Raw genomic sequence first — 12,844 nt, 5'->3', positions numbered from 1 at the left:
GCGCCGGTTCGCTGCGGCGGGGGCGATCGGCTAGCACACCGTGCGAACGGGATCACTTCCGAGCGAGGAGAATCCGAGGTCACGCAGGGTCGCCGTGGTGTGCGCGCCGACGCCGAGCAGGCGGACGGTCTCGAGGTCCTCGGGGGTGTCGACATCGCAGCGCAGGCCCGGCCAGCGCCCCGCGAGCGCGACGGCACCGTCGGCACGGTGGGCGCGGGCGGAATCGGGGCCGAAACGGGGCGCCAGTTCGGCGGTGGGGTCGCGCAGGATCAATGCGGCGGTACCGGTGCCGGTGTGGTCGATCACCAGCGAACGGGCGGCGATCGGGGCGACGGTGAGCACATCGGCCAATTCGGTGGGGCGCAGGGCAGGCAGGTCGGCCTGGAGGGCCAGCAGATGGGTGGGTCCGTGACGCTCGCGCACCGCCGCGGCGCCGGCGGCGAGGGCGGTGTTGAGCGGGTCGTGGCCCGCCGGGGGTTCGTCGAGGACCCGCGCGCCCAGGGCACGGGCACGGTCGGCCACCAGCGGATCGGGGGTGACCACGGTCAGCGACGCCAGCGCGGGCACGGCGGTGGCGGCCGCGACGGTGTCGGTGAACATGGCGAGCACGAGCTGGGAGCGCTGGGCCGGGCTCAGCTCGCCCGCCAGCCTGCTCTTGGCCCGACCGATGTGTTTGACCGCCATCACGGCGTGCACGGTGTGCATGCTTTCGATCCTTGCATGGCATATTGGGCTGATGACGAGGGCGGCGGTTATGGGTGCGGGGTCGTGGGGTACGGCGTTCGCGAAGGTATTGGCTGAGGCGGGGACCGACGTCACCATCTGGGCTCGGCGCGCGGAGGTCGCGCGGGCGATCGACACCGAGCACCGCAATCCGTTCTACCTGCCCGGCGCGCAGTTGCCGCCGGTGCGTGGCACCGACGACTATCGGGCCGCGCTCGACGGCGCCGACCTGGTGGTGCTGGCGGTGCCCTCGCAGTCGTTGCGGGCGAATCTGGCCGCGTGGCAGGGCGACATCGGGTCCGATGCCACGCTGCTGAGCCTGGCCAAGGGCATCGAGACCGGCACGCTGCTGCGGATGAGTCAGGTGATCGCCGAGGTCACCGCGGCCGAGCCGAGTCGGATCGCGGTGCTGTCGGGGCCGAACCTGGCCCACGAGATCGCCGAACGCCAACCCGCCGCCACGGTGATCGCCTGCACCGACACCGAGCGGGCGGGGGTGGCCCAACGCGCCTGCGCCACAGGGTATTTCCGGCCCTACACCAACACCGACGTGATCGGCTGCGAGATCGGCGGGGCGTGCAAGAACGTCATCGCGCTGGCCTGCGGCATCGCCTCGGGCATGGGCCTGGGCGACAACACCGCCGCCAGCCTGATCACCCGCGGGCTGGCCGAGGTGATGCGGCTCGGGGTCGCCCTCGGAGCGCAGCCGGTGACGCTGGCCGGGCTGGCCGGGGTGGGCGATCTGGTGGCCACCTGCACCTCGCCGCTGTCGCGCAACCGGTCCTTCGGCCATGTGCTGGGGGCGGGCGGGTCGATGGCGGCCGCGCAGGAGGCGACCAATGGGCAGGTGGCCGAAGGTGTGAAGTCGTGCACATCGGTGCGGGCGCTGGCGGCCGAGCGCGGGGTGGAGATGCCGCTCACCGACGCCGTGCACAGGGTCTGCCATGAGGGACTATCGGTGAACGAGGCCGTGGGCAGCCTGCTGGGCAGGCGGATCAAACCCGAATAGGGCGATAGCGCCGCGTCGCGACGAACCTACTACGGTGGCGTGCATGACGGAACGGATCAGGGTAGCTGTGGTGTTCGGTGGGCGCAGCAGCGAGCACGCGGTGTCGTGTGTCTCGGCGAGCAGTGTGCTGCGCAACCTCGATCCGGCGCGCTACGAGGTGGTGCCGATCGGGATCACCGGCACCGGCAGCTGGGTGCTGGCCGAGGGCATCGGCGAACTCGCGCTCAGCCACGGCACCCAACCGCAGGTCGACGCCACCGGCACCGCGCTCACCCTCGCCGCCGACCCCGGTCGCTCCGGGGCGCTGATCCCGCTCGACTCCACCGCCGTGCTCGGCAATGTCGACGTCGTCTTCCCGATCCTGCACGGACCCTTCGGCGAGGACGGCACGCTGCAGGGCATGCTCGAACTGGCCGGGATTCCCTATGTCGGCGCGGGCGTGCTGGCCAGCGCGGCGGGCATGGACAAGGAGTTCACCAAGAAGTTGCTGGCGGCGGAGAATCTGCCCGTCGGCGTGCAGGTGGTGCTGCGGCCGGGCGTGGAAACCCTCGCCGAGGCCGACCGTGAACGGATCGGGCTGCCCGCCTTCGTCAAGCCCGCGCGCGGGGGTTCCTCGATCGGGATCACCAAGATCACCAGCTGGAACGAGCTGGCCGCGGCCATCGCCGAGGCGCGCTCGCACGACCCCAAGGTGATCATCGAAGCCGGGATCGTGGGACGCGAAGTCGAGTGCGGCGTGCTGGAATTCGCCGACGGTGAGGTGCGCGGCAGCGTGGTCTCCGAGATCAGGATGCCCGAGGCCGACGCGGCCGCGCCCGAGTTCTACGACTTCGCCACCAAATACCTCGACGACGTGTGCGAATTCGATGTGCCCGCCAAGCTCGACGACGATGTCGCCGACGAGATCCGCGAGCTGTCGGTGCGCGCGTTCCGGGCGCTGGACTGCCAGGGGCTGGCGCGGGTCGACTTCTTCGTCACGGAGAACGGGCCGGTGATCAACGAGATCAACACGATGCCCGGATTCACGCCGATCTCGCAGTACCCGCGGATGTGGGAGGCGACCGGGATCGACTACCCGACGCTGGTCTCCACGCTCATCGACACCGCCCTCGCGCGGGGCACCGGGCTGCGCTAGTCCTGTTCGGCCGCAGGGTTTTCGGGTCCTTCGGGCTCGGAAACCCCGCGGACCCAGGGGGTTAACTCAGAGTTCACCCGGAGTCGGTTCGCGCGCAGGCAGATTCGCGGCGATGGTGTCGGAGACCAGCTGTAGGGCGGCGGTGCCCGAGTTGTCCGGGACGGTGAGCGCGATATAGGTCTCGCGGTCCACGGCGAACCACGTGCCGGTGCCGGCCGCCTCGTCCCGGACCTGGAACCACTCCACGCCGTTCACCCCCTGCAAGGTGGACGCCCGATCGAACTCCAAGGGGCGGTCCAGGCCGCAGCGCAGGGTGATCGGGTCGCCGCCCTCGGGGAGCTGCCAGGCGCGGGTGGCGGGCGGAGCCGGTTCGAGCAGGGTCGACTTGGTGTAGTCGCCGAGTTCGGCGGGCAGGGCGGGGAGCAGGGTTTGGCAGGCGGGGCCGTCGGCGGCCGGGGCGGGGACCGGGCCTAGGGCGAGAGGTTCGCGTTCGACGGGGGCGCGTAGGGCGATGGAGGCGGCGATCAGGACGCCGACTATCAGGAGGACCGGGAGGGCCACAGCGGTGGCGATCAGGGCGGGGGAGTGCTGGGGGTCGGAGTCCTCGTCGGCCTCGGCCTCGGCGTCTGTCGTCGCGGTCCCGGTCCCGGTCCCGGTCGTATCGGCGGCGGGCGCAGTCGGGTCGGCGGCGGGCGCGGTCGGGTCGGTGGAGCGGGCCGGGTCGGTGGCGGGGTCCTCGGGGGCGGCCGCCTTGTCGCGATTCGCCGGTGTCGGGTCCGCCATAGCCGTGTGGTCCTTTCCTTCGCTGGGTGCGGGTCACCGTCGGTGGTGCCCGATCGCCCCCGAAAGGGTACCGTCGGGGCGATTTCGTCGGTCGGCAGCACAGCGGGAAGGGGTCGGTCATCAGCGAGGACAGCGGTGCGCAAACGGTGCGTGAGCTGGGCGAATTCGCTCTGATCGAGCGGATCAACGCCGGTCGGGAGCAGGCCGCGCAGGTACTGCTCGGACCCGGTGACGACGCCGCGCTGATCGCCGCGCCCGACGGGCGGTTCGTGGTGAGCACCGACATGCTCGTCGAGGGCCGACACTTCCGCCTCGACTGGTCCTCCCCGGTCGACATCGGTCGCAAGGCGATCGCCCAGAACGCCGCCGACGTGGTGGCGATGGGGGCGCGCCCGACCGCGTTCGTCGTCGCGCTCGGCTGCCCGGGTGACACCCCGGTCTCGGTGGTCGAGGGCATCGCCGACGGGATGTGGATCGAGGCGAGTCGCGCGGGCGGTTCCATCGCGGGCGGCGATCTGGTGCACAGCGAGCAGCTGGTGGTGTCGGTGACGGTCTTCGGCGACCTCGGCGGGCAGGCCGCGATCACCCGATCCGGGGCAGGCGTCGGTGACATCGTCGCTGTCGCAGGCGAACTCGGCTGGTCCGGGGCGGGGCTGGCCGTACTGTCCGGCGGCGCCGACACTTCCGATCCGGCCTTCACCTATGCCCTTGCGACGCACCGGGTTCCGCAGCCGCCGTACGCCGCGGTGATCGACGCCTTCGGCACCGACATCCCGACCTCGCTCACCGATGTCTCCGACGGGCTGCTCGCCGACCTCGGACATCTCGCCGCCGCCTCGAACGTCGCGATCGACGTGCACCGCGCGGCCCTGCTCGACCCGGCCCTCGACGCCGTCGCGGCCGCACTCGATGCCGATGCGGCGCAATGGATTCTGGCCGGCGGAGAAGATCACGCCTTCGTCGGAACCTGGCCCGCCGGGGTCGCCCTGCCCACGGGATGGCGCCCGATCGGGGTAGTCGGCGCAGGTCGCGGCGTCACCGTCGACGGGGTCGCGCCCGGCGGCGGCACCGGCTGGGAATCATTCCGTGGGGCGGACGCCGCACCGATCGCCGACAAACGATAGGTTGTGCGGTCATGGGTGCCAAACCACTGTCGGAGATCATCGATCCGGGCTGGGCTCGGGTCTTGGAACCGGTCGCCGACCGCATCACGGCCATGGGCGAGTTCCTGCGTGAGGAGAACGCGGCGGGACGCGGTTACCTCCCCGACGGGGAGAACGTGCTGCGCGCGTTCCAGCGCCCGTTCGACGCGGTCCGCGTGCTCATCGTCGGCCAGGATCCCTACCCCACCCCCGGACACGCGATGGGGCTGAGTTTCTCTGTCGCGCCGGAGGTTTCGCCCGTGCCGCGCAGCCTGTCCAACATCTTCGCCGAATACACCAAGGACCTCGGCTTCGACACCCCCACCTGCGGTGACCTGAGCCCGTGGTCGGATCAGGGCGTGCTGCTGCTCAACCGGGTGCTCACCGTCAGCCCCGGCGCGCCTGCCTCCCACCGGGGCAAGGGGTGGGAAGCGGTCACCGAGCAGGCCATCCGGGCGCTCGTCGGCCGCGACCAGCCGCTCGTCGCCGTGCTGTGGGGCAACGACGCGCGCTCGCTCAAGCCCACCCTCGTCGACGCCGAAGTGCCCTACGTCGAATCGGCGCACCCCTCACCGCTGTCCGCCTCGCGCGGGTTCTTCGGGTCGCGACCCTTCTCCCGGGTCAACGAACTGCTCGACGAACTCGGCGCCGACCCTGTCGATTGGCGGCTGCCCTGACCCGGGGCGTCGCCCGCACCAGAAGAAAATGATGAAGGAGCACAACCCGATGAGCATCACCACAGTTCGCGCGGCCCTGGCGACCGTCGCCGTCGCCGCCGCCATCACCGCGGGCGCCGGTTCGGCCTCGGCTGCCGGTCTGGCACTGGAGCCCTACGACGAGCAGGCCGCGCCGGTGGCTACCACTCAGGTGGGGGAGGAGTGGACTTCGACTGGTACTTCTACGATCTCGGCCGGGGTCAATGCCAAGGTGACCTGCTTGCTGCAGAACACTTTCAGTGCACTCGGTGCTGCTTGCTGAGTTGATTCAGCGGCTGCCGTGGCCGGGTCTTCGGGCCTGTGTTTATTGGCGGCTGGCGCCGCGGGGTTTTCGGCCCTGGGGGCCTCACATCCGAGGGGTGATACTGCGCCTGCGGCGTTACGTCTCGCCCCTCGGATGCGAGGCGGCCGAAAACCCGTGGTGGGGGCGTTCCGGCGGGGCGTTGGTTGCGTTGTGTCGGGGCGTTCAGTCTTGGGGGTGGGTGATGTGTTGTCGGGCAACGAGTTCCGGGGGCGTTCGGTTCCCGACTGTGGGGGGTTTTGTGGGGGCCGCTTACGCGGTGATGGTTGTGTAGTTCGGTTTTCTCTTGGCGATGAAGGCGTTGACGCCCTCTTGGCCGGTTTCGCTGTTCGCGGCGGCGGCGATGCTGTCGCGTTCGGCGTCTAGTTGTTGGGTGAGGGTGGCGGTGGGGGACTGGGCGAGCAGGGTTTTCATGGCGGTGTGGGTGGCGCGGGGGCCGGTGACGAAAGATGTTGCTACGCGCAGGGATTCGGTGCGGATGTCGGTGTCGGCGACGGTGCGGCTCAGGATGCCGAGGCGGACGGCTTCGTCGGCGCCGAGGATCGCGTCGGTGAGCAGGATCTCGCGGGCGCGGCTCAGGCCGACGATGCGGGGCAGCGACCAGGACATGCCGCCGTCGGGGGAGAAGCCGATGCCGGGGTAGGCGGGGCGCAGTTTCGTCGAGGGGCCGCCGATGGCGATATCGGCGGCACAGACCAGGCTCATGCCCGCGCCCGCCGCCCAACCCTGCACGGCGGCGACCACGGGGACCGGGGCATCGATCAGGGCGCGCACGAAATCGTGCAGGTCGGTGGCCTTGGCGTAGAGGTAGGCGCCACGGTCGTCGGCACCGGCGAAATCGCGGACATTGCCGCCCGCGCAGAAGTTCGCGCCCGCGCCGGTGAGCAGCACGGCGCCGACCGACGGGTCGAGCGCGCGCAGGGCGGCGGTGCCCGCGGTGATCAGGTCGAAATCCATCGAAGTGCCCGCGGCGGAAGTGGCGATGGTCAGCTGCAATACGCCGTCGATGACCTCGGCGGCGGGGACCGGTTCGGTGGTGTTCATGGGCGTCACCCTAGCGGGACCGGTGCGGGACTCCAGCACGCCCGTGGGTTCGGTCAGCGACGCCAGAACTGCTCGGGCAGCAGGGTGAACGGGTCGGTGCGGCGGATGCCGGTGTCGGCGAAACCATGCCTGCGGTAGAAGGCTTGGGCGCGAGGGTATTCGGCGAAGACCCACAGCGTGCGCGGCGAACCCGAAGCCTCCAGCAGAGCATCGGCGAGACCGGTTCCGTGCCACGCCTTGCGAACGTAGAGGGCCTCGAGTTCGATCTCGGAGAACGGGTCCGGGGTGAGCGAGATGCGGTCGAGCGTGACGGGCTCCTGGCCGGGGCCCAGTGGGCTGGGGCGGGGAGTGATCGGGTTTGTGCCGAGCGTGCTGTGGCTGGGGCCCAGTGGGCTGCGGCCGGGAGCGGTCGGATCCGCGTCGAGCGTGCTGTGGCCGGGGCGGGGAGTGATCGGGTCTGTGTCGAGCGTGCTGTGGCCGGGGCTCAGTGGGCTGCGGCGGGGAGCGGTCGGGTTTGTGTCGAGCGTGCTCTGGTCGGGGACCAGTGTGCTGGGGTCGGGCGGGTTTGTGCCCAGCGTTGTGTGGTCGGGTCTCACCGCATCTCGATCGGTCGGGTCGTGTTCCGGGCTGACTGCGCGGTAGGCGGGGTCGGCGAGGATTGCGGTGGGGTCGTGGGCGAGCAGGTTTCGGCGGGGTGCGGTGGCGGCGAAGCCGACCAGTTCGTCGCCGACCAGGGCGATGGGGAGTTGGTGGGTGCCTGCGGCGCGGCGGCGTTCCCAGGTGATCGCGGAGCGGTCGAGGTCGAAACCGTCGAGGATGTGGGCGGGGACCAGGGTGCCGTAGGCCTCGCGCCAGCTGGCGATGTGGCAGGCGGCGAGGTCGGTGACCCGGTGGGGGGTGAGCGGGGCGATCCGCCAGTCAGCCACGGGGCCTGCTCGGGGGCCGAGAGACGACAAAACCCCGGATCACCCACGCGGGGTGCCGGGGAACTGTCGGCAGAATGTACGGGCTGAGAATCAGCCGCGGACGACCTTGCCCGCCTTCAGGCAGGAGGTGCACACGTTCATCCGGCGGGTGTTGCCAGGGGCAACCTGCGCACGCACGGTCTGGATGTTCGGGTTCCAGCGACGGTTGGTGCGCCGGTGCGAGTGCGAGACCGACTTCCCGAAACCGGGGCCCTTGGCGCAGACGTCGCAAACGGCAGCCATGTCGCGAGCTCCTTCATGTCATAAGCGGTCAACGGCGCACGAATGCCCGTTGTACCGGAAACTGATGTCGTCAAAATGCCTTGCCGACTGACGTCGGCCAGCGCTGACCCACGTGGGCCGCACGAGGCAACCCTGCAAGACTAGCGGGCCGGGCCTCGAACTTCCAAACCGGGTACCCCGGTCGATCCACCGAGCCGGCCCGGGGGAGAACCCGTCCGAGGGCAGCATACGCACACCCGTCCCACCCGGATCGACCCGGTCGACGCTCGACCGCTCGGCATCCCGCTGCGCGCAGGTATGCCCTCGGTGTGACGTGGTTGTCGGGGAGGGAGCGGTTCGTTGCGGGCGCGCTCGTTTCTCCTGCTGTCGGGCGGGGCCGCTAACCTGGCGTGCGTGCTCGGCGGGCGGGTGCGGCGAACGGGGAGCGAGGTGGCGGTGGCACGCGTGCGGGAGTCTCTCGACGGGCCCGAGCTGCTGGGGTGGGCTCGTCGGTGTCGCAGTGAGCTGGCAGCGTGTCGCGCCGAGATCGACGCCCTCAATGTCTTCCCCATCGCCGATGCCGATACCGGGACCAACCTGCTGGCCACCATGCGCGCGGCCGTCGTGACCGCCGAACAGGCAGCCGTCCAGGAGTCGATCGACCCGCATCGCATCGCTCAGGCGTTGGCCCGTGGCGCGACGACGGGGGCGCGGGGGAATTCGGGGATCATCCTGTCGCAGGTACTGCGGGGGATCGCCGAGGCGGTGGTGGACGGGCCGCTGACCGGTGAGCGCCTGCGCGTGGCACTGCGACGCTCGGCGGTGCTCGTGCGCACCGGCCTGAGCGCCCCGGTCGAAGGCACGATCCTGACGGTGCTCGACCGGGCCGCCGTGGCCGCCGCCGAGGCACCGTCGGACGCCCTCGCGGCGGTCTCCCGATCCGCCGCCGACGGTGCCGCGCGCGCGTTGAGCGAGACGCCGTCCCAACTGGGCGTGCTGCGCGCGGCAGGCGTGGTCGACGCGGGCGCGCGCGGACTGCTGGTGCTGCTCGACTGCCTCGTGGCGGAAGTCTGCGGCGAGCCCCCGGAACGCGTCCGCTACACCCGCGGCGAACGCGGCGATCACGGACCGCATCCACACCCGGACGGGAACGCGGATTCATGGCGGCAGCCCGAAACCGGCGGCGCGGGACCGGTCGCTGTGGTGGCTTCGCCACCGAGCGCGCAGGACCGTCGGCCCAATGGTGTCGGCGAAGATCATCGCGCCGGCAGCGGTGACCGTGGTTCGGGTGCGTGGAGCGAAACCGACGGTGGCGACCCACGCACGGGTGCGTGGAGCGAAACCGACGGTGGCGACCCACGCACGGGTGCGTGGAGCGAAACCGACGGTGGCGACCCACGCACGGGTGCTGCTGATCGCCGAGCCGACGCGGTGGGGCAGGCGCGCGGCGATGATCATGGCGATGGGTGGCAGCGGGCTCGGGTGGGCGAGCAGCGGGTGGCGTCGGAGGCGATGGAGGGGCGTGAGTTGGCCGACGATCCGCATTTCGAGGTCATGTATGTGATTTCGGGCACCGACGAGGGCGCCGCGGGTGGGTTGCGGGATCGGCTCGCGGTGCTGGGGGACTCGGTGGTGGTGGTCGGGGACGGGGACAGCACCTGGTCGGCGCATGTGCACTGTCGCGACGCGGGGGCGGCGATCGAGGCGGGGCTGGCGATCGGGACGGTGAGCGGGATCAGGATCGAGAGTTTCGCGGTGACGGCACCGCACGGTGGCGACCACGGGCCCGGCGGCGGTGATCTCGTCGCCGCGCCGAGGCGGTTCGGGACCGGTGGCGATACCGAAGCGGACGCGAACCCCGATCCAGCGGACGGCTTCGCGGATCGTGGTGTGCTGGCGGTCGTCGGGGGAGCCTCCGCTGCGCGCCTGTTCGAGGACGCGGGCGCGGTGGTCCTGCGCGGCGATCACCACCTCGACACCGACAGTCTGCTGCGCGCCATCCGCGCCATGCCGCACCGCGAGGTGCTGGTCCTGCCCAACGGGGCGCTGCCCGCGCAGGAACTCGTCGCGGTCGGTGTGGCCGCGCGTGACGGGTCGCGGGATGTGCTGCTGCTGCCGAGTGCCTCGATGGTGCAGGGGCTGGCGGCCTTGGCGGTGCACGATCGGGGGCGGATCGCCGTCGACGACGCGTTCGCGATGTCGGAGGCCGCGGCGACCACCCGGTGGGGTGCGCTGCGGGCGGCCCGGGTGCGCGCGTTGACGATGGTCGGAATGTGTTCGCCCGGTGACGGATTGGGTCTGGTCGGCCAGGATGTGGTGGTGATCGATCCCGATGTGGTCGGCGCCGGGCGCATCCTGCTGGACCGGATGCTCGGTCTCGGTGGGGAATTGGTGACCCTGCTGATGGGCGCCGACGCGGGCCCGGAATTGGCGCAGGTGCTCGCCGAGCATGTGACGGCCGGTTTTCCGGGTGTCGAGGTGGTCGTGTATTCCGGTGGACAGCAAGCGGATCTGGTGCAGATAGGGGTCGAGTAGATGGCGACGTTGAGTGACCGGCTCGACCACGTGCTCGGGGTGAAGGCCGCCGAACGGCTCACCGAGGCGTTCGACATGAGCACCGTCGAGGACCTGCTGCGCCACTACCCGGTGCGCTACGCCACCCAGGGCCAGCCCCTCACCGAGGAGGAACCGGAGGAGGGCGCCCACATCACCGTGATCGGTCGGATCACGAAAACCGAACTGCGCCCGATGAAGAACCGTCGCGGCTCGCTGCTGAAGGTGCAGCTCGACACCGGCGCCCAGCGTCCACTCGAGGCCACCTTCTTCAACGGTGACAAGGTGCGCTATCTGGTGAAAGAGGGTGTGCGCGCGATGATGTCGGGCACCGTGCACTGGTGGCGCCCCGACCGCTGGAACCTCACCCACCCGGACTACCTGATCCTGCCCGACAAGCCCGAGGCCGGTGTGGCGGAACTGACCTCGGTGCGCGGCAGCGGCGCGTTGCGCGGTCTGGCGCAGAGCGCGAAAGGCGCTGGGGGCGTGGATGCCTCGTTCTTCGAGCGCGAGTTCGTCCCGGTGTATCCGGCGACGGCGAAGGTGCAGAGCTGGGACCTGCTCGCCTGTATCCGCCAGGTGCTCGATCAGCTCGACCCGATCGAGGACCCGCTGCCGGAAGACCTGTGCGAGGAGCGTCACCTGCTGCCGGTCTCGGACGCGCTGCGCCTGATCCACCTGCCCGAACACAAGCTCGATATCGACCGGGCCAGGGACAGACTGCGTTTCGACGAGGCGCTCGCCCTGCAACTGGTGCTGGCCGAACGTCGGCACGAGGTCGAGGGCCGCACCGCCCCGGCCTGCCCACCCTCGTCGGACGGGATCGCCGCGGCCTTCGACGAGCGCCTGCCCTTCGAACTCACCGAGGGCCAGCAGCAGGTGCTCGAGGAGATCTCGGCGGACCTGTCGCGCACCCGACCGATGCACCGGCTGCTCCAGGGCGAGGTGGGTTCGGGCAAGACGATCGTGGCGCTGAACGCCATGCTCCAGGTGGTCGATTCGGGCCGTCAGTGCGCCCTGCTCGCCCCCACCGAAGTTCTTGCCGCACAGCACTATCGATCGCTGCGCGCCATGCTCGGCGATCTCGGCAACGCGGGTGAACTCGGCGCGGCGGAGAACTCGACCAAGGTCGTGTTGCTCACCGGTTCGATGTCGACCGCCGCGAAGAAGTCCGCGCTGTTGGACGCGATGACCGGCGAGGCGGGCATCGTCATCGGCACCCATGCCCTCATCCAGGACGCGGTGGAGTTCTACGACCTCGGCCTGGTGGTGGTCGACGAACAGCACCGCTTCGGTGTGGAGCAGCGAGACGCGTTGCGCGCCAAGGCCAAGGACGGCATCAGCCCGCACCTGCTGGTCATGACCGCCACCCCGATTCCGCGCACCATCGCCATGACCACCCTCGGCGACCTCGAAACCTCCACGCTCACGCAGCTTCCCAAGGGGCGCTCGCCGATCGTGTCGAAAGTCGTTCCGCGCAAGCTGCATCCGGGCTGGGTGGATCGGGCGTGGGAACGCATTGTCGAGGAAGTCGGGCAGGGCCGCCAAGCCTATGTGGTGTGCTCGCGCATCGGCGAGGACCCCGACGCGCCACCGGCCAAGGGCAAGAAGGCCGAGAAGGAGGCCCCGAGCACCGCGGCCGCCGTCGAGATGTACGAGACGCTGAGCGCCGGTCCGCTCGCGGGGGTGCGGGTCGGGCTGTTGCACGGCAGGCTGCCGTCCGACGAGAAAGACCACGTGATGCGCCAGTTCAACGACGGCGCCATCGACGTGCTGGTCTGCACCACCGTCGTCGAGGTCGGCGTCGACGTGCCCAATGCCACGGTGATGGTGATCGTCGACGCCGACCGGTTCGGCGTGAGTCAGCTGCATCAGCTGCGCGGGCGGATCGGGCGCGGCCGGCATCCTGGCCTGTGCCTGCTGGTCACCGACGCCGCACCCGGCGGCACGGCGATGGCGCGCCTCGAGGCGGTAGCCGCCACCACCGACGGTTTCGAACTCTCGGTGCTCGACCTGCGTCAGCGTCGCGAGGGCGACGTGCTGGGTTCGGCCCAGTCCGGCACCGCCCGGTCGCTGCGCCTGCTCTCCCTGCTCGACGACCTCGAAGTGATCACCGCCGCACAGGAACTCGCCAGACAGGTCGTCGCCGAGGACCCCGGCCTGGTGAAGCACCCGGGCCTGGCGGGCATGATGCACGCCGCCGTCGACGGCGAACGCCTCGAATACCTCGCCAAATCCTGACCCGCCGAAC

Annotated in this window: 12 protein-coding genes; 7 read left to right on the top strand and 5 right to left on the bottom strand. The window is 70.6% G+C overall.

The window, feature by feature from the left end:
* Positions 1-30 precede the first annotated feature (30 nt).
* Positions 31-705, bottom strand: coding sequence for a 2-phospho-L-lactate guanylyltransferase (gene cofC, locus ACFP3H_RS17575; protein ID WP_378607184.1), 675 nt, complete (start codon positions 703-705; stop codon positions 31-33).
* A gap of 31 nt (positions 706-736) precedes the next feature.
* Between cofC and ACFP3H_RS17570 the strand changes: the two genes are divergently transcribed.
* Entirely contained in the window at positions 737-1,732 is a 996-nt protein-coding gene (locus tag ACFP3H_RS17570; RefSeq protein ID WP_378607181.1) for an NAD(P)H-dependent glycerol-3-phosphate dehydrogenase, read from the top strand.
* A gap of 43 nt (positions 1,733-1,775) precedes the next feature.
* Positions 1,776-2,867: a D-alanine--D-alanine ligase family protein gene (locus ACFP3H_RS17565; RefSeq protein WP_378607178.1), complete on the top strand. Its 1,092-nt coding sequence runs from the start codon at positions 1,776-1,778 to the stop codon at positions 2,865-2,867.
* 66 nt (positions 2,868-2,933) lie between these two features.
* Here ACFP3H_RS17565 and ACFP3H_RS17560 read toward each other — a convergent pair whose 3' ends face one another.
* Entirely contained in the window at positions 2,934-3,650 is a 717-nt protein-coding gene (locus tag ACFP3H_RS17560) for a DUF3515 domain-containing protein (RefSeq protein ID WP_378607175.1), read from the bottom strand.
* A 119-nt stretch (positions 3,651-3,769) separates the two neighbouring features.
* On the opposite strand from ACFP3H_RS17560, the gene ACFP3H_RS17555 reads away from it, so the two are divergent.
* The 3 genes from ACFP3H_RS17555 to ACFP3H_RS17545 are packed head-to-tail and all read left to right on the top strand — an operon-like array spanning position 3,770 to position 5,770.
* Complete coding sequence (locus ACFP3H_RS17555; RefSeq protein WP_378607463.1) at positions 3,770-4,774, top strand: thiamine-phosphate kinase; 1,005 nt, start codon at positions 3,770-3,772, stop codon at positions 4,772-4,774.
* An 11-nt stretch (positions 4,775-4,785) separates the two neighbouring features.
* Positions 4,786-5,469 carry a uracil-DNA glycosylase gene (locus ACFP3H_RS17550; protein WP_378607172.1) on the top strand — a complete coding sequence of 228 codons (684 nt, stop codon included), beginning with the start codon at positions 4,786-4,788 and terminating at the stop codon, positions 5,467-5,469.
* 49 nt (positions 5,470-5,518) lie between these two features.
* Entirely contained in the window at positions 5,519-5,770 is a 252-nt protein-coding gene (locus tag ACFP3H_RS17545) for a hypothetical protein (RefSeq protein ID WP_378607169.1), read from the top strand.
* Between the two features lie 291 nt (positions 5,771-6,061).
* Here ACFP3H_RS17545 and ACFP3H_RS17540 read toward each other — a convergent pair whose 3' ends face one another.
* The 3 genes from ACFP3H_RS17540 to rpmB all read right to left on the bottom strand — a co-directional run bounded on the left by ACFP3H_RS17540 (position 6,062) and on the right by rpmB (position 8,061).
* The gene (locus ACFP3H_RS17540; RefSeq protein WP_378607166.1) at positions 6,062-6,853 is read right to left on the bottom strand and encodes an enoyl-CoA hydratase/isomerase family protein; all 792 of its coding nucleotides are present in this window, start codon (positions 6,851-6,853) and stop codon (positions 6,062-6,064) included.
* Positions 6,854-6,906: 53 nt separating this feature from the next.
* Positions 6,907-7,779 (bottom strand): GNAT family N-acetyltransferase, encoded by an 873-nt coding sequence (locus tag ACFP3H_RS17535; protein ID WP_378607163.1) that lies wholly within the window; start codon positions 7,777-7,779, stop codon positions 6,907-6,909.
* A 90-nt stretch (positions 7,780-7,869) separates the two neighbouring features.
* A complete protein-coding gene (gene rpmB / locus ACFP3H_RS17530; RefSeq protein ID WP_011210730.1) occupies positions 7,870-8,061 on the bottom strand; it encodes a 50S ribosomal protein L28 in 192 nt (63 codons plus the stop codon).
* A gap of 444 nt (positions 8,062-8,505) precedes the next feature.
* On the opposite strand from rpmB, the gene ACFP3H_RS17525 reads away from it, so the two are divergent.
* Both ACFP3H_RS17525 and recG read left to right on the top strand, forming a co-directional pair.
* Entirely contained in the window at positions 8,506-10,575 is a 2,070-nt protein-coding gene (locus ACFP3H_RS17525; RefSeq protein WP_378607160.1) for a DAK2 domain-containing protein, read from the top strand.
* Positions 10,576-12,834: an ATP-dependent DNA helicase RecG gene (gene recG, locus ACFP3H_RS17520; protein ID WP_378607157.1), complete on the top strand. Its 2,259-nt coding sequence runs from the start codon at positions 10,576-10,578 to the stop codon at positions 12,832-12,834.
* The last annotated feature ends 10 nt before the right edge of the window (positions 12,835-12,844 follow it).

The sequence above is a fragment of the Nocardia lasii genome (assembly GCF_042658545.1).
In the GTDB taxonomy this organism is placed as follows: domain Bacteria; phylum Actinomycetota; class Actinomycetes; order Mycobacteriales; family Mycobacteriaceae; genus Nocardia; species Nocardia lasii.
The sequence above is the reverse complement of the archived record's forward strand: the minus strand, read 5'-3'. Positions and strand labels throughout refer to the sequence as shown.